Origin of the sequence: Streptomyces noursei (genome assembly GCF_016917755.1) — a bacterium.
Taxonomy (GTDB): domain Bacteria; phylum Actinomycetota; class Actinomycetes; order Streptomycetales; family Streptomycetaceae; genus Streptomyces; species Streptomyces yunnanensis.
Window position 1 is genome coordinate 6,647,650 of sequence record NZ_CP070326.1, and the last position, 15,569, is coordinate 6,663,218.

The window sequence follows — 15,569 nt, forward strand, 5'->3', positions numbered from 1 at the left end:
GCGCGACCCGCCCTAGCGGCCCGGCTGCTCCCCCTGGGCCGTCTCCACGGTCTGGTGGAGGTCGGCCGCGGCGTCCACCGCGCCCGCCGCGGAGAAGGTGACGCAGGCCAGCAGGGCGGCGGCTATCAGCCGGCGGCCACCCGGCAGGGACCGGCCGCGCGGGCGGTCCGCCGCGCGGTCGGAGCCCAGCAGGGCGGCGACCCGGCGGGGGACCGGGCCGGTCGTGGCGGCCGGCGCGGCGCTCGGGCGGGGCGCCGCGGCGTGCGTGCGGGCGGCCAGCGCCGCGCGGCCGATGGCCCGGGCGGTGACCTGCCGGTCGCCCACCCGGGCGGCGGCGGACTCGTCGGCCCAGCGCTCCAGCGCGTACGCCAGCGGGGACCGCAGCTCGCGCAGCAGCGGGTGGCAGACCGCGGCCAGCTCGGCGGCCAGCAGGAAGAGGTGGTGGCGGCCCGCGAGGTGGGCACGCTCGTGGGCGAACAGGGCCTCGCGCTCGGCGGGCGGCAGCGCCCGCAGCATCCCCGCGGTGACCACCACCCGGCCCGGCCGGCCCGGGAGGGCGTAGGCGTCGGGCGCCGCCTCCGGCAGGACGCACAGGTCGCCGGCGAGGCCGTGGGCGTCGGCGGCGCGCCGGGCGGCGCGCAGCTCGGCGCGGTGCCGCAGGGCGCGGCGGGCGACCGCGAACGCGCAGCAGGCCAGCAGCGCCCCGGCGACCGGGGCGGCCGGGACGGCCACCACCGCGTCGCCGCCCGGCAGCGCCCGCTCCAGGTGGCCGAAGGCGGCGACCGGCGGCAGCCGCAGCGCCCCGGCGACCGTGAGCAGCCCCAGGGCCGCGGCCGTGCAGGCGGCCAGCGCGGCGGCGCAGCCCGCCAGCAGCCAGGCCGCGGCGCGCGGCGGCAGCGACGCGGCGAGCCGGCGGGCGGTCGGCACCGCCAGCAGCGGCATCACCAGCGGGAGCCAGACGGCGAAGATCATGGCGTGGTCCCGGACCCGGGGTGCCGGCCGTCGACCGTGCCCGCCGCCCCCTGGGTGCCCGCCGGGTCCGCCTCGTCCAGCAGCGAGCGGAGCAGTTGCTCGTCCTCGCTGGTCAGCTCCGAGACGAAGCGGGCGAGCGCGGTGGTGCGGTCGTCCTGTTTGTCCAGCTCGCTGCGCATCCGTCGGGCGGTCAGGCCGGCGGAGTCGTGTATCGGCGAGTAGGCGAAGCCGCGGCCGGCCCGGGAGCGGGACACCGCGCCCTTGTCGTGCAGCCGGCTGAGGATGGTGGTGACGGTCGTCCGGGCGAGCCGGCCGCCCAGTTCGCTCTGCACCTCGGCAGGGGTCAGCGGTCCGTCGGCCGCCCACAGGGCCGCCAGCACGCTCGCCTCCAGCTCGCCGGCCGGGCGACGAGCCGCGGGTGATGTCTCCGACATGGAACGCCCTCCACCATTCCTTCGTCTACAGTTCCGTAGACCGTCTACTGGGCTGTAGACGGTCGGGTCGGCCCGCTGGGCGGACCCGGAACCCCATTATGGGAGGGGCCACCGACATGGCCGTAGCGTCCGCGGCACTGCACCTCAGCGGCACCGTCACCCAGGCGGTCAACGTCCTCGACGCCGGCTCGCTGCTCGCCGCCTTCGGCGCGCTCGGCGTCGCCGTCGTCCTGTTCGCCGAGACCGGCCTCCTGGTCGGCTTCTTCCTGCCCGGCGACTCCCTGCTGTTCACCGCCGGCCTGCTGTGCGCGCCCGGCGTCGGCGGCGCCGTCCACCTCTCGCTGCCCCAGGTCCTGCTGGCCGCGGTCGTCGGCACCCTCATCGGCTCCCAGACCGGCTACTGGATCGGCCGGCGCGGCGGTCGCGCGCTGCTCGCCCGGGGCCGTTCCCGCAAGCTCCAGGAGGGCGCCGCCCGCGCCGAGGAGTACCTGGCGCGCTACGGCCACGCCAAGGCGATCGTGCTGGCCCGCTTCGTGCCCGTCGTCCGCACCGTGCTCAACCCGCTCGCCGGCGCCCTGAACGTGCCCGGCCGCACCTTCACCCTCTGGCAGGCCACCGGTGGCCTGATCTGGACCCTCGGTCTCACCCTCGCCGGTTACGCCCTGGGCGCCTCGGTGCCCAACGTCGACCGGTACCTGCTCCCGGTGGTCGGCCTGGTGATCCTGGTCTCGCTGGCCCCGATCGCCCTGGAAGTGCTCCGTTCCCGCAAGCGGAGCGGGTCCGGCGGGCCGGAATCGGCGCCCACCGATGGGACGGATCACGCCACCGCGCCACCGGCACCCTGAACGACCCGGCACACTTGCTGGTGCACACCGGCGGCCGGCGCACCACCACGGCCGCCCGGCACCAGCCCATGCACCGCACACCGATCCGCCAAGGAGAAAAGCCCAGTGACCGACCTCGCCTTCGGCGGAGCCTCGATCGACGGCGGCCTGTACACCTCTGTGACCGGCTTCGCCCAGCAGATGCCGAACTTCCTCAATTCCCTGGTCTCCTACTGGACCGACCTCGGACTGGGGGTGTTCGCGCTGCTGATGCTGGCCGGCTGGTGGCGCGCCCGACAGCGGCTCGGCGGCAGCACCCGCCGCCGACTGACCCCGGGGGAGGGGCGGCACGCGGCCCCCGTGACGATGGCGATGGCGCTGGCCGTCCCGGTCATCGTGGTCCTGGCCTACGTGGCCAACGACGTGGTCAAGAGCTTCTTCCACGAGCAGCGCCCCTGCCAGACCCTCCATGTCGTCACCGTCGAGCCGTGCCCCGGCCTCGGCGACTGGTCCTTCCCCAGCAACCACTCGGCGATCGCCGCCTCCGCGGCCATCGCCCTGCTCCTGCTGGACCGTCGGCTCGGTGCCATCGCGGTCCCGGCCGCGCTCCTGATGGGCGCCTCCCGGGTCTGGGTCGGCGCCCACTACCCGCACGACGTCGTGGTCGGCCTGGTCGTCGGCACCCTGGTCGCCGCGGTCCTCATGCCGCTCGCCCGCCGCGCCGCACCGCTCGTCGAGCGCCTTCGGGAGACCCCGCTGCGCCCGCTGGTCGCCGCGCGGTGACGCCCTCGGGGGCGCCGTCGGCACCGGTCCCCGGTCCTCGACGCGACGGCGCGCGCCCGGCCCCCGGCCGCGGCCCGCGCCTCGGTGCGCCCCCGAGCCGCCTGGTCGCCACCGCGACCCTGTGCGCCGCCCTCTTCGCCGCCGCGGCCGTCACCGTGGCCGTGCGGCACGGCGCCCCGCTCGCCCCCGAACGAGCCGCCCTCCACTGGTCCACCGCCCACCGCGGGGAGCCGCTGCGCCCCCTGGCCGGCGCCCTGACCACCACCGGCACCGGCGTCATGCCCTATCTGATGGCGCTCCTCGCCGGCCTCCTGGCCGGCCGCGACACCCCCGGCCGGATCCGCGCGGCGGCCTGCGCAGTGCTCGTCCTCGCCGCCGGTCAGGCCATCCGCTACGGCCTGATGGCCCTGCTCGCCCGGCCCCGCCCGCCGCTCGCCGACTGGGCCGCCCAGGCTTCCGGCCACTCCTTCCCCTCCGGCCACGCCACCACCTCCGCCCTGGCCGCCGGCCTCCTGGCCTGGGGCGTCCTGCACCGCACCCGCCCCGGCACCGGCCGCCCCTGGTGCGCCCTGCTCGCCCTGTGGGCCGTCGGCGTCGGCCTCACCCGCGTCTACCTGGGCGTCCACTGGGCCGGCGACGTTCTGGCCGGCTGGCTGCTGGCCGCCGCCCTGCTCTCGCTCGCCCTGCTCCTCGACCCCCTGGCCGTCCCCGGTCCGCGTCCACCGGCCGCGGTGGGACCTCCCCCCAGCGCTTGGCCATGATTCGCTGACGAACGCCCCAGGTCTTCGCCAAGGCCGCATGGACCCCCACCGCGGCGAGCACCACTGTCCTGGGCACCGGTGGCGCCTGTCGCGCCCGACCGCCACCGGCGCCGCGTCCGCACCCGTACCGACGCAGCACCAGGGGGACCGCAATGAACCAGCCGACGAGCGCCCCGCCCACCACCCGCCCGACCCTCCCGGCCGCCGCCCGCCGCCGCTGCCCCGCCGCCGCGGCCGCCGACCCCACCCCGTGCGACGGCCCGCCCGACGCCGCCACCCTCATCGACCGCCACGGTCGGGAGACGGCCGGCTGCGTCCAGCACTGCGCACGCCGCCTCCCCGGCCTCGACGGCGCCCGCGTCCACCCGTTCGTCCCCACCGCCCGGGCCCTGGACATCTACTTCCGGGCCAGCGAACTCCCGCCGTTCGCCTGGGAGATAGGCCGCTAGGGCGCTTCTGACGGATCTCCGCGGCGTCGCGGCGCCTGGCACGCCCGCTCGCTGCGTTGCCGGGATGTCCCCATAGCTCCGCTATGAAGACATCCCGGCGCCTTGCGATCGCACGCACCAGGCGCCGCTCCTTCTTCCACGGAGATCCGTCAGAAGCGCCCTAGCACCGGTCGTCGACCGCGCACCGGCTCCGGCCCACGAAAACCGCCCCGGGCGCCGCCGGGACGAGGTCTCGGCGGCGCCCGGGGCGTGGCGCGTGGGGTGCGGGGATCAGCACTCGATGATGTTCACCGCGAGGCCGCCGCGGGCGGTCTCCTTGTACTTGACGCTCATATCGGCGCCGGTCTCCTTCATGGTCTTGATGACCTTGTCGAGGGAGACGTGGTGGCGGCCGTCGCCGCGCAGCGACATCCGGGCGGCGGTGACGGCCTTCACTGCGGCCATGCCGTTGCGCTCGATGCACGGGATCTGGACGAGGCCGCCGACCGGGTCGCAGGTCAGGCCGAGGTTGTGCTCCATGCCGATCTCGGCGGCGTTCTCGACCTGCTCGGGGCTGCCGCCGAGGACCTCGGCGAGGCCGCCGGCGGCCATCGAGCAGGCGGAGCCGACCTCGCCCTGGCAGCCGACCTCGGCGCCGGAGATCGAGGCGTTCTCCTTGAAGAGCATGCCGATGGCGCCGGCCGCGAGCAGGAAGCGGACCACGCCGTCCTCGTCGGCGCCCGGGACGAAGTTGACGTAGTAGTGCAGGACGGCGGGGATGATGCCGGCCGCGCCGTTGGTGGGGGCGGTCACCACCCGGCCGCCGGCGGCGTTCTCCTCGTTGACGGCCATGGCGTAGAGGGTGACCCACTCCATGGCGCGGGCCGGTGCGTCGCCCTCGGCGCGCAGCGCGCGGGCGGCGTTGGCGGCGCGGCGGCGGACCTTCAGGCCGCCGGGGAGGATGCCCTCGCGGGACATGCCGCGGGTGACGCAGCCCTGCATGACCTGCCAGATCTCCAGCAGGCCGGTGCGGATCTCGTCCTCCGTGCGCCACGCCTTCTCGTTCTCCAGCATCAGGGCGGAGATCGACAGGCCGGTCTCCCGGGAGAGCCGCAGCAGCTCGTCGCCGGTGCGGAAGGGGTGCGTCAGGACGGTGTCGTCGAGCTTGATCCGGTCCTCGCCGACCGCGTCCTCGTCGACGACGAAGCCGCCGCCCACCGAGTAGTAGGTCTTCTCCAGGAGGGGGGCGCCCGCCGCGTCGTAGGCGAAGAGGGTCATGCCGTTGGCGTGGTACGGCAGGGACCGGCGGCGGTGCAGGATCAGCTGGGTGGACTCGTCGAAGTCGATCTCGTGCGCGGCGCCTATCTCGGCGCCGAGGAGGCGCAGCCGGCCGCTGGTGCGGATGCGGGTCACCTCGTCGTCGGCGGTCTCGACGTTGACGGAGCGCGGCGAGTGCCCCTCCAGGCCGAGCAGCACGGCCTTGGGGGTGCCGTGGCCGTGGCCGGTGGCGCCCAGCGAGCCGAAGAGCTCGGCGCGTACGGAGACCGTCTGGGCGAGCAGACCGTCCTTCTTGAGCCGACCGGCGAACATCCGGGCGGCGCGCATGGGGCCGACGGTGTGGGAGCTGGACGGGCCGATGCCGATGGAGAAGAGGTCGAAGACGGAGATGGCCACGGGGGCTGACTCCCTTGTCTGCTCGTGGTGGATGGTGGAGCACATCGGGGCAGGACGGGGTGTTTCCGGCCCGACTGTCGAGCGTAACCCGCTCGCGGGGGATTGCCGCCGGATGGGAGGCGGCGGGCGGGGGAAGGGGAGATGAAGCCGGACGGATCCGGACGGAGCCGGACGGAGGGCGCCGGTGCGCGCGGAGGGTGTCCGGGGCGGGGGAAAGGCGGTGCGGCCGCCGGTCGGGCCGGGGCTCGTCGGGGCGGCGGCGGGCCGGCGGACCGGTCCGCCGCCGCTGGTCACCGGGGGCCGTGGCGCCCCGGCGACCGGCCCGTCACAGCGACGGGTACAGCGGGTACTTCTCCGCCAGGGCGGTGACCCGAGCCGTGAGCGCCTCGCGGTCGTAGCTGGGCTTGAGCGCCTCGGCGATGATGTCGGCGACCTCGCGGAAGTCCTCGGCCTGGAAGCCGCGGGTGGCCAGGGCCGGGGTGCCGATCCGCAGGCCGGAGGTGACCATCGGGGGCCGCGGGTCGTTCGGGATGGCGTTGCGGTTGACGGTGATGCCGACCTCGTGGAGGCGGTCCTCGGCCTGCTGGCCGTCGAGGGCCGAGTCCCGCAGGTCGACCAGGACGAGGTGGACGTCGGTGCCGCCGGAGAGCACCGAGACGCCGTGCTCCTTGACGTCGTCCTGGATCAGGCGCTCGGCCAGGATCCTGGCGCCCTCCAGGGTGCGCTGCTGGCGCTCCTTGAACTCCTCCGACGCGGCGACCTTGAAGGACACCGCCTTGGCGGCGATCACGTGCTCCAGCGGACCGCCCTGCTGACCGGGGAAGACCGCGGAGTTGATCTTCTTGGCCAGCTCGGCGGTGGAGAGGATCACACCGCCGCGGGGGCCGCCCAGCGTCTTGTGCGTGGTGGTGGTCACGACGTGGGCGTGCGGCACGGGGGAGGGGTGCAGCCCCGCGGCCACCAGGCCGGCGAAGTGAGCCATGTCGACCATCAGGTACGCGCCGACCTCGTCCGCGATCCGGCGGAAGGCGGCGAAGTCGAGCTGGCGCGGGTAGGCGGACCAGCCGGCGACGATCAGCTTGGGGCGGTGCTCCTTGGCGAGGCGCTCGACCTCCTCCATGTCGACCAGGTTGGTCTTCTCGTCGACGTGGTAGGGCACCACGTTGTAGAGCTTGCCGGAGAAGTTGATCTTCATGCCGTGGGTCAGGTGCCCACCGTGGGCGAGGTTCAGACCCAGGATGGTGTCGCCCGGCTTGATCAGCGCGAACATCGCGGCGGCGTTGGCCTGCGCGCCGGAGTGCGGCTGGACGTTGGCGGCCTCGGCGCCGAAGAGCGCCTTGATCCGGTCGATGGCGATCTGCTCGACGACGTCGACGTGCTCACAGCCGCCGTAGTAGCGGCGGCCCGGGTAGCCCTCGGCGTACTTGTTGGTCAGGACCGAGCCCTGGGCCTCCATGACGGCGACCGGGGCGAAGTTCTCCGACGCGATCATTTCGAGGGTGGACTGCTGACGGTGCAACTCGGCGTCGACGGCGGCGGCGACGTCGGGGTCGAGCTCGTGCAGGGAGCTGTTCAGAAGCGACATGGGACTTCCTGGAGAGAGGGGGAGCGGGCGGGGCGCCGCGGCCCCGCCCGTGCGGTGGCGGGAGGGTCAGCCGGCGGCGAAGGCGGTGTACTCGTCGGCCGTGAGCAGGTCCTCCGGCTCGCCGCTGATCTTCACCTTGAACAGCCAACCGCCCTCGAACGGGGCGGAGTTCACCAGCGAGGGGTCGTTGGCGACCTCTTCGTTGACCTCGGTGATCTCGCCGTCCACGGGCGAGTAGAGGTCACTGACCGACTTGGTCGACTCCAGCTCGCCGCAGGACTCGCCCGCGGTGACGGTGGCCCCGACCTCGGGGAGCTGCACGAAGACGACGTCGCCGAGCGCGTTCGCCGCGTGCTCGGTGATGCCGACCGTCGAGACGCCGCCCTCGGCGTCCGACAGCCACTCGTGCTCCTTGCTGTAGCGCAGCTGCTGGGGGTTGTCCATGGCTCGATTCTCCTGTACGCGGGGGTGTGATCGTGAATGGGGTCTTGCCCAGTGAGACACGTCGTGCCGGACGCAACAGCGCAGGTCCGCGACGGGCACCGCGGACTCGCCGGCGCCGTCGGCTACTTCTGCCGCTTGTAGAAGGGCAGCGCGACGACCTCGTACGGCTCGTGCGTGCCTCGGATGTCCACCCGGACGCCCTCCGCGCCCGGTGTGGCGTACCCGGCGTCGACGTAGGCCATGGCGATCGGCTTGCCGAGGGTCGGGGAGGGCGCCCCCGAGGTGACCTCGCCGATCACCGTGCCGTCGGCGGCGACGACCGGGTAGCCGGCGCGCGGCACCCGGCGCCCCCCGGCGACCAGACCCACCAGCTTGCGCGGCGGGTTCTGCTCGGCGCGCTCCGCGGCCGCCTCAAGCGCCGCGCGCCCGACGAAGTCGCCCTCCTTCTCGAACTTCACGACCCGGCCCAGGCCCGCGTCGAAGGGGGTGAGCGCGGTCGTCAGCTCGTGCCCGTACAGCGGCATCCCCGCCTCCAGGCGCAGGGTGTCGCGGCAGGACAGTCCGCACGGGACCAGTCCGACGTCCCGGCCCGCCTCGGTCAGCGCCTCCCACACCGCGACCGCGTCGGCCGGCCGGACGAACAGCTCGAAGCCGTCCTCGCCGGTGTAGCCGGTCCGGGCGATCAGCGCCTGCACGCCGGCGACCGTGCCGGGCAGGCCGGCGTAGTACTTCAGCCCGTCCAGGTCGGCGTCCGTGATCTTTTTGAGGATGCCGGGGGACTCGGGTCCCTGCACCGCGATCAGCGCGTAGGCGTCCCGGTCGTCGCGGACCGCGGCGTCGAAGCCCGCCTGTCGCGCGGCCAGCGCGTCCAGCACCACCTGGGCGTTGGAGGCGTTGGCGACGACCATGAACTCCCGCTCGTCGAGGCGGTAGACGATCAGGTCGTCGAGGATCCCGCCGTCGGTGGCGCAGATCATCGTGTAGCGGGCCCGCCCGACCTTCAGGGCGCCGATGTTGCCGACCAGCGCGTAGTCCAGCAGTGCGCCGGCCTGCGGACCGGTGACGGTGATCTCGCCCATGTGGGAGAGGTCGAACAGGCCGGCACGGGTGCGGACCGCGACATGCTCCTCGCGTTCGCTGCTGTAGCGCAGCGGCATGTCCCAGCCGGCGAAGTCGGTCATGGTCGCGCCGAGCGCGCGGTGCGTGGCATCCAGCGCAGTACGGCGGGGGGCTTCAGTCATCGTTCCGGGCTCCCAGGCATGGGTGACAAGACGGTCTCCCCATCTGTCATCGGAACCTGAGAGGTTCACCGGGAGCCCGCGAACGAGCCCGGTTTGCACCTTGGGTGGAGCCGCCCCTTCAGCCAGGCAGTGGCTCGCTTTTCAGATCTGCCTCGCCCGCGCGGTATAGGGGCCTGAGAGATTCAAGGGAGGACTTGCTCCTTCGGCGCCCCGCCGTGGCGGCCGGGGACTCTCCCGCGCGGATTCAAGCGGCCGGTATGGAGTTGGGCTGGCTGTTGCACGAGTGACCTTCCGGTGTGCCCGTGGCGGCCACATCATTACACGGGATCGCCGGATACAGGAGCCCCGGCCGGCATCCCGTTCCCGCTCACCCACACCGCGGCCCGGATCCGGGACCCGCCTCCGGACCGCCGGATCCGGTGGCGCCGGGCGCCATCGCCTTGCTGCTCATTACCTTTTCTTGACACTCTGCGGGCAGGTCGGGTCCCGAACCCGGCCTGAGCCGACGGGGAGGGGCGATCACGGTGCACAGCGAAGCGGCATACGCGACGACGGCGGGGACGGCACCCGGGCCCGCGCCCGAGCCCGCGCCTGCCGGGCCCCGGGCGGCGCGCCGGCCGCGCCCCACCGCCCGCCCCGACCGGGTCCGGACCACCGACCTCCGCGACGGCGCCCGCGCCCCCCGCACCGCGCTCCGCTTCGCGCCCGGCGACCTGATCGTGGTTTCCGGCCTGCCCGGCAGCGGCAAGAGCACCCTGATGCAGCGGGTGCTGCCGACGCGCGACGGCCGCGGCGACCCGGTGTACCGCATCGACTCCCAGGACAGCCGGGAGCGTTGGGAGCGGGGCCGGCTGCGGCACCTGCCGTACGCGCTCTACCGCCCGCTGGTCCGGGCCGCCCACTATCGCGCCCTGCGCCGGGCGCTGCGCACCGGCGGCAGCGTGGTGGTGCACGACTGCGGGACGCTGGCGTGGGTGCGCCGTTGGCTCGCCCGGACTGCCCGGCGCGACGGCCGGGGCCTGCACCTGGTGCTGCTCGACGTGCCGCCCGGGACGGCGCTGGGCGGCCAACGGGCGCGCGGCCGCGGGGTGTCGCGGTACGCCTTCGCCCGACACCGCCGAGCGGTGCGCCGGCTGGTCGCCCGCGCCGAGGAGGCCCGGCTGCCCGCGGGCTTCCGCTCCGCGGTGCTGCTGGACCGGTCCGCCGCCGGGGTCCTGGAGCGCGTCACGTTCACCGCCCCCGCCGGGGTCGTCCGCGCCCGCCCCGGTGGTGCGCCCGCCGCGGACGCCACCGGCTTCGGGGAGCGGCCCTCGGGGACCGTCCGGTAGATCACGGCGGGGCCCGGTCCACCGGAGCGGCCCTGGCCCGTTAGGGTCTGACCCACCGGGCGGGCCCGTGGACCCGCCCCCAGGGTCAGGGGCCGGGCAGCGCGGCCAGTAATGGGTGGGTGAGATGAACTATCCGGACAATTACCCGCAGCACGGTGGTCCGGTGTCGGGGCACGTCCCGGACGCGGGGATACCGCAGTTGGCCTGGCCGGCCAACGAGCTGGAGGAGGTGCTGGCCGCGTCGGTCGGACACCCCGAGGCCGGCGGCCGGATCGTCGAGGTGCTGGGCCGCAGCCGGGTGTGGGTGCCGCTGCCCGAGGGCGGCGGCCCGGAGAGCGCCGGCTTCGGCACGGCCGGCCTGGACCTGCCGACCGTCGAGGTCGGCGGCGCCGCCTACGTCCCGGTCTTCAGCTCCGAGCAGGAGTTCCTGCGGGTCGTCGGGCCGCACATGTCGTACACCGTCGCGCCCGCCCGGGAGTTCGCCCGCGGGCTGCCGCCGCTGCTGGGCATCGCGGTCAACCCGGACGGCACCGTCGGCGTCCCGCTGCCGCCGCCCGCGGTGGCCGAAATGTGTCGTGCCGGACGGACCGAACTGGACGGCCCGCAGGGCGGCGGCGCCCGGGTGCGGCTCTTCGAACCGGACTGGCAGGACGAACCGGTGGACTTCCTGGCCGCCGCCGGCCTGGCGTTCTCCGAGGCCGGCTTCGTGCTGACCGCCCGCCGCGCGCTGGCCAGCGTCGAGGGCGACACGCCGGCGCTCTTCGTCGGGGTGCAGGTGGAGGTCGCCCCGGAGCGGCTGCACGACGGCGGCGCCCGCGACGAGGTGCTGACCGCGCTGGGGCGGGCGCTGGGCCAGGTGCCGGTGCCCTGGCCGGTCCAGCTCGTCCTGCTCGACATCGCCCAGGGCGACCCGGTCGCCGACTGGATGCTGGAGCGCGTGCGGCCCTTCTACACCCGGGACCACTCGTAAGCTGGTGGAACGACGGGCGGGCGCAGGCCCTGCCGGGAGAAGGGACGGACCACGTGAGCGCCGGTGCGCATCAGGGAGCGGCGGCCGACCAGGTCGAGCAGATGCTGCGACAGGTCTCGCCCGGGCGCTATGACGCCTACGAGGCGCTGCTGGGCGCCCTCGCGCACGGGCAGGTCTGGATGCTCCTGTGGCACGGCCGGGCCGGGCAACCCGACGCGCAGTACGGCAACATGGAGGTCGACGGGCTGGGGTACGCCCCCTGCGTGACCTCCGCGGCCGAACTCGCCGCCTCCGGCTGGACCCGCGACCACGAACTCGTCAGCGGCCCCGAGATCGCCGCCTCGCTCTTCCCCGACCGCTGGGGGCTGTGGCTGAATCCGCACGCCCCCGGCGGCGGCGTCGGCATCCCCTGGCTCGATCTGCGCCGGATCGCCGCCGGCCTCGACCGGCTGCCGGCCGGACCGCTGCGGATCTCCGAACCGGTCATCGACATCCCGCAGTTCTACGCCCTGCTTGCGCAGAACGCCCACCGGACGCCCCCCGTGCGGTCGTTGCGCCGGGCTTGGGTGCAACCGGCCCTCGGTGCCCCGTATCTGGCGATCGGGTTGGATCTGTACGACACCGGGCAGCCGTCGGTGGACGCCGCGCGGATGATGATCCAGCAGTCGATGGGTGCCGTGCCGGACGGCCTGCCGGTCTCCACGGTCGCCATGAACGACGAGTACGACCCGGTCGGGATGTGGATGCGGGCGTGCGCCCGTCCGTTCTTCGACCGCGACGGCTACGCCCAGCCGCCGGTGCCCGGACCCACCTACGGTTACGGCTACCCGCGCCCCTATTGACGCCGACGGGGGAGCACCCGTCCTGCCGTTCTTGGCCTGAATTCCCCCTTTCCGTACGGCGGTTGATGCCTCTTCTCGCCGCCTCGCGCACCGCTGAGTCCGCCCTGGTGTTCGTATAACGGAAAGCCGCGGACCACATCACAGTTACGCATCCATTCACCGTCAGGGCTGGTGAGTGATCGCGAGTCGGATGAAGACTCCCGGCATCGAGGACCTCGGTCCTTTGTACGAGCGCCATCCCCCACCGACGTCACGCACGCTTCCGACACGTCCGCAGCGCCAACTCCCGTGCGACCTGGCGGAGATGGCGGCAGGGGGACACACCAGTGAGGTAGAAACCAGGCCGCTACCGCGGCGGGCACAGGTCGGCCACCGTCGGCCGGGAGGGGTTCTGATCCACCGTGACCGCACCGATCGAGACCACCGGGGCCGCTGCTGAGGCGCAGCCGGAAGCGGTGCTGGCAGGCGTGGAGAGCAAGCGGATCGAGGGGCGCTCGCTCGGCCAGATCGCATGGCTGCGCTTCCGCCGCGACAAGGTCGCGATGGCGGGTGCCATCGTTGTCATCCTGCTCATCCTGACCGCCGCGCTCTCCCGGCCCCTGCAGCACCTGTTCGGCCTGGACCCGAACCTGCCGCACCAGGACCTGATCGACCCCAACACCACGCTTCCCAAGGGCGACTTCGGCGGGATGAGCGCCGACCACCTCCTGGGCGTGGACCCCAAGTTCGGCCGCGACCTGCTCTCCCGGATCCTGGAGGGCTCCTGGGTTTCGCTGCTGGTGGCCTTCGGTGCCACGCTGCTGTCGGTGGCCATCGGCACCGTCCTCGGCGTCGTCGCCGGCTTCTACCGCGGCCGGGTGGACGCGTTCATCAGCCGCCTGATGGACGTCTTCCTGGCCTTCCCGCTGCTGCTCTTCGCCATCGCGATCTCCGCGGCGCTGCAGGGCGGAGCCTTCGGCCTGGACGGCCTGCCGCTGCACATCTCGGTGCTGATCTTCGTGATCGGCTTCTTCAACTGGCCCTACATGGGCCGGATCGTGCGGGCCCAGACCCTGTCGCTGCGGGAGCGGGAGTTCGTGGCCGCCGCCCGCGGCCTGGGTGCCCGCGGGCCGTTCATCCTCTTCCGGGAACTCCTGCCCAACCTGGTGGGGCCGGTCATCGTCTACTCGACGCTGCTGATCCCCTCCAACATCCTCTTCGAGGCGGCGCTGAGCTTCCTGGGCGTCGGTATCCAGCCACCCCAGTCATCCTGGGGCGGCACGCTCACCCAGGCGGTCAAGTACTACGAGGTCGACCCCCAGTACATGATCGTCCCCGGTCTCGCGATCTTCGTCACCGTGCTCGCGTTCAACCTGCTCGGTGACGGTCTGAGGGACGCGCTGGACCCGCGCAGCCGCTGATCCGGCTGCCCGCCCGGCACCTCACTTCCAGCCGTTTCGATCTGACGTTTCTCGACGAACGAAGGGGACACCGAGCATCATGCGAAGGTCACTTCCGGTCGCGACTGTCGCGGCCATCACCAGTGCGGGCCTTTTGCTGGCCGGCTGCAGCGGAAAGGGCTCCGCCGGCAGTTCGGCCGGGGCCAACGCCGCCACCAAGGGCGTCGTCAACGCCTCGGACGAGAAGGGGGGCACCCTCACCTACGCGATGAGCGACGCCCCCGAGTCCTTCGACCCGGGCAACACCTACTACGCCTTCGTCTACAACTTCAGCCGCCTGTACGCGCGTTCGCTCACCACCTTCAAGCCCGGTCCCGGCACCAAGGGCAAGGAGCTGGTCCCGGACCTCGCCGAGTCGCTGGGCAAGCCCAGCGACGGCGGCAAGACCTGGACGTACAAGCTGCGCAAGGGCGTCAAGTTCGAGGACGGCAACCTCGTCACCTCCCAGGACGTCAAGTACGCGGTGGAGCGCAGCAACTTCGCCCGCGACATCCTCTCCCTGGGCCCGAACTACTTCCAGCAGTTCCTGGTGGACAACGACGGCGGCTACAAGGGCCCCTACAAGGACAAGAGCAAGGAAGGGCTCAAGTCCATAGAGACGCCCGACGCGCAGACGATCGTCTTCCACCTGAAGAAGCCGTTCGCGGAGTTCGACCAGCTGGTCAGCGCCCCGCAGACCGCCCCGGTCCCGCAGGCCAAGGACAAGGGCGCGGACTACACCAAGTCCGTGGTCTCCACCGGCTCGTACAAGTTCGAGAGCTACCAGGAGGGCAAGAAGCTCACCCTGGTCCGCAACCCGCAGTGGTCCGCCGCGAACGACCCGCTGCGCAAGCAGCTTCCGGACAAGATCGTCCTCAACCTCAAGGTCGCCCAGTCGACCATCGACAAGGACCTCCAGTCCGGCAACACCCAGGTCGACATGGCCGGACGCGGCGTGGACGGCCAGACCCAGGCCCAGCTGCTGACCGACCCCACGCAGAAGGCCAACACCGACAACGCGCTCGGCCAGCGCCTGGTCTACACGGCCATCAACACCAAGGTGGCGCCGTTCGACAACGTCGAGTGCCGCAAGGCCGTCGAGTACGCCATCGACAAGAAGGCCGTGCAGACCGCGCAAGGTGGCCCGATCCGCGGTGAGCTCGCCTCCACGGTCCTGCCGACGGACATCGCCGGCTACCAGAAGTACGACCTGTACCCGCAGAAGTACAACGGCGACAACCTGGACCTGACCGAGGCCAAGGCGCACTGGAAGAAGTGCGGCGCCGGCAACATCTCCACCACCATCCTGGCCCGCAACGACCGCCAGGACGAGATCGACGCGGCCACCTCGGTCATCGGCTCGCTGAAGAAGATCGGCATCAACGCCAAGCTCCAGCAGTACCCGACCAGCAAGTACTTCTCGGACTACGCCGGCGTGCCGGCGTTCGACAAGTCCAACAACGTCGGCCTGATGATGATGCAGTGGAGCGCCGACTTCCCGACCGGCTACGGCTTCCTCCAGCAGATCCTGCACGGCAAGGCGATCAGCCAGTCCGGCAACTCCAACCTGTCGCAGCTGGACGACCCGGAGATCAACGACCTGCTCGACAGCGCCATCGCCAACACCGACAAGGCCGCCCGCGAGAAGGCGTACGGGGACATCGACCGCAAGGCGATGGAGCAGGCGGCGATCGTCCCGCTGACCTACTTCAAGGTCCTGCTGTACCGCTCGCCCAAGGCCACCAACATGGTGTCCACCTCGGCCTACAGCGGTGAGTACGACTACCTCAACATCGGCGTCAAGAAGTAGCAGCCCTGGAAGGCAGGTGAAGGCATTGGTGTCCGCGGGCCGGTCGCTCCCGGCC

General features: G+C 72.9%; 15 protein-coding genes and 2 riboswitches. Of the genes, 9 read left to right on the forward strand and 6 right to left on the reverse strand.

Translation table 11 applies throughout. The features are described 5' to 3' along the window. Positions 1–12: 12 nt before the first annotated feature. Positions 13–972 (reverse strand): M56 family metallopeptidase, encoded by a 960-nt coding sequence (locus JNO44_RS29190; RefSeq protein WP_205366740.1) that lies wholly within the window; start codon positions 970–972, stop codon positions 13–15. Continuing rightward, positions 969–1,406, reverse strand: coding sequence for a BlaI/MecI/CopY family transcriptional regulator (locus JNO44_RS29195; RefSeq protein WP_205366741.1), 438 nt, complete (start codon positions 1,404–1,406; stop codon positions 969–971). The genes JNO44_RS29190 and JNO44_RS29195 overlap by 4 nt, the downstream gene beginning before the upstream one ends. Positions 1,407–1,522: 116 nt before the next feature. Here JNO44_RS29195 and JNO44_RS29200 point away from each other — a divergent pair, with 116 nt between their 5' ends. From JNO44_RS29200 to JNO44_RS29215, 4 genes are all read left to right on the forward strand, one after another. Continuing rightward, positions 1,523–2,251, forward strand: a complete 729-nt coding sequence (locus JNO44_RS29200; protein ID WP_235094439.1) for a DedA family protein — start codon at positions 1,523–1,525, stop codon at positions 2,249–2,251. A 105-nt stretch (positions 2,252–2,356) separates the two neighbouring features. Then, positions 2,357–3,013, forward strand: a complete 657-nt coding sequence (locus JNO44_RS29205) for a phosphatase PAP2 family protein (protein ID WP_205366743.1) — start codon at positions 2,357–2,359, stop codon at positions 3,011–3,013. Then, on the forward strand, positions 3,010–3,774 hold the full coding sequence (locus tag JNO44_RS44545) for a phosphatase PAP2 family protein (RefSeq protein ID WP_205366744.1): 765 nt from the start codon (positions 3,010–3,012) through the stop codon (positions 3,772–3,774). The genes JNO44_RS29205 and JNO44_RS44545 overlap by 4 nt, the downstream gene beginning before the upstream one ends. 152 nt (positions 3,775–3,926) lie before the next feature. Further along, the gene (locus JNO44_RS29215; protein ID WP_205366745.1) at positions 3,927–4,223 is read left to right on the forward strand and encodes a hypothetical protein; all 297 of its coding nucleotides are present in this window, start codon (positions 3,927–3,929) and stop codon (positions 4,221–4,223) included. Positions 4,224–4,493: 270 nt separating this feature from the next. Here JNO44_RS29215 and JNO44_RS29220 read toward each other — a convergent pair whose 3' ends face one another. The 4 genes from JNO44_RS29220 to gcvT all read right to left on the reverse strand — a co-directional run bounded on the left by JNO44_RS29220 (position 4,494) and on the right by gcvT (position 9,146). Beyond that, on the reverse strand, positions 4,494–5,876 hold the full coding sequence (locus JNO44_RS29220) for an L-serine ammonia-lyase (protein ID WP_205366746.1): 1,383 nt from the start codon (positions 5,874–5,876) through the stop codon (positions 4,494–4,496). 325 nt (positions 5,877–6,201) lie between these two features. Continuing rightward, the gene (gene glyA / locus JNO44_RS29225; protein WP_205366747.1) at positions 6,202–7,461 is read right to left on the reverse strand and encodes a serine hydroxymethyltransferase; all 1,260 of its coding nucleotides are present in this window, start codon (positions 7,459–7,461) and stop codon (positions 6,202–6,204) included. Positions 7,462–7,527: 66 nt separating this feature from the next. After that, the gene (gene gcvH, locus JNO44_RS29230; protein ID WP_205366748.1) at positions 7,528–7,905 is read right to left on the reverse strand and encodes a glycine cleavage system protein GcvH; all 378 of its coding nucleotides are present in this window, start codon (positions 7,903–7,905) and stop codon (positions 7,528–7,530) included. Positions 7,906–8,027: 122 nt separating this feature from the next. Next, on the reverse strand, positions 8,028–9,146 hold the full coding sequence (gene gcvT, locus JNO44_RS29235; RefSeq protein WP_205366749.1) for a glycine cleavage system aminomethyltransferase GcvT: 1,119 nt from the start codon (positions 9,144–9,146) through the stop codon (positions 8,028–8,030). Between the two features lie 33 nt (positions 9,147–9,179). After that, a riboswitch (glycine riboswitch) is annotated at positions 9,180–9,297 on the reverse strand. Next, positions 9,298–9,393, reverse strand: a riboswitch (glycine riboswitch). Between the two features lie 277 nt (positions 9,394–9,670). On the opposite strand from gcvT, the gene JNO44_RS29240 reads away from it, so the two are divergent. The 5 genes from JNO44_RS29240 to JNO44_RS29260 all read left to right on the forward strand — a co-directional run bounded on the left by JNO44_RS29240 (position 9,671) and on the right by JNO44_RS29260 (position 15,514). After that, a complete protein-coding gene (locus tag JNO44_RS29240; RefSeq protein WP_205366750.1) occupies positions 9,671–10,474 on the forward strand; it encodes an AAA family ATPase in 804 nt (267 codons plus the stop codon). Between the two features lie 124 nt (positions 10,475–10,598). Beyond that, a complete protein-coding gene (locus JNO44_RS29245) occupies positions 10,599–11,444 on the forward strand; it encodes an enhanced serine sensitivity protein SseB (RefSeq protein ID WP_205366751.1) in 846 nt (281 codons plus the stop codon). Between the two features lie 53 nt (positions 11,445–11,497). Continuing rightward, positions 11,498–12,286 (forward strand): enhanced serine sensitivity protein SseB C-terminal domain-containing protein, encoded by a 789-nt coding sequence (locus JNO44_RS29250; RefSeq protein ID WP_079142606.1) that lies wholly within the window; start codon positions 11,498–11,500, stop codon positions 12,284–12,286. Between the two features lie 401 nt (positions 12,287–12,687). Beyond that, the gene (locus tag JNO44_RS29255) at positions 12,688–13,686 is read left to right on the forward strand and encodes an ABC transporter permease (protein WP_205366752.1); all 999 of its coding nucleotides are present in this window, start codon (positions 12,688–12,690) and stop codon (positions 13,684–13,686) included. 79 nt (positions 13,687–13,765) lie between these two features. Continuing rightward, a complete protein-coding gene (locus tag JNO44_RS29260) occupies positions 13,766–15,514 on the forward strand; it encodes an ABC transporter substrate-binding protein (RefSeq protein WP_205366753.1) in 1,749 nt (582 codons plus the stop codon). Positions 15,515–15,569: the final 55 nt, after the last annotated feature.

Bases quoted from the DNA above. Each gene is read 5' to 3' on its own strand.
- JNO44_RS29190 (WP_205366740.1), bottom strand. From the start codon at position 972: ATGATCTTCGCCGTCTGGCTCCCGCTGGTGATGCCGCTGCTGGCGGTG.
- JNO44_RS29195 (WP_205366741.1), bottom strand. From the start codon at position 1,406: ATGTCGGAGACATCACCCGCGGCTCGTCGCCCGGCCGGCGAGCTGGAG.
- JNO44_RS29200 (WP_235094439.1), top strand. From the start codon at position 1,523: ATGGCCGTAGCGTCCGCGGCACTGCACCTCAGCGGCACCGTCACCCAG.
- JNO44_RS29215 (WP_205366745.1), top strand. From the start codon at position 3,927: ATGAACCAGCCGACGAGCGCCCCGCCCACCACCCGCCCGACCCTCCCG.
- glyA (WP_205366747.1), bottom strand. From the start codon at position 7,461: ATGTCGCTTCTGAACAGCTCCCTGCACGAGCTCGACCCCGACGTCGCC.
- gcvH (WP_205366748.1), bottom strand. From the start codon at position 7,905: ATGGACAACCCCCAGCAGCTGCGCTACAGCAAGGAGCACGAGTGGCTG.
- gcvT (WP_205366749.1), bottom strand. From the start codon at position 9,146: ATGACTGAAGCCCCCCGCCGTACTGCGCTGGATGCCACGCACCGCGCG.
- JNO44_RS29245 (WP_205366751.1), top strand. From the start codon at position 10,599: ATGAACTATCCGGACAATTACCCGCAGCACGGTGGTCCGGTGTCGGGG.
- JNO44_RS29260 (WP_205366753.1), top strand. From the start codon at position 13,766: ATGCGAAGGTCACTTCCGGTCGCGACTGTCGCGGCCATCACCAGTGCG.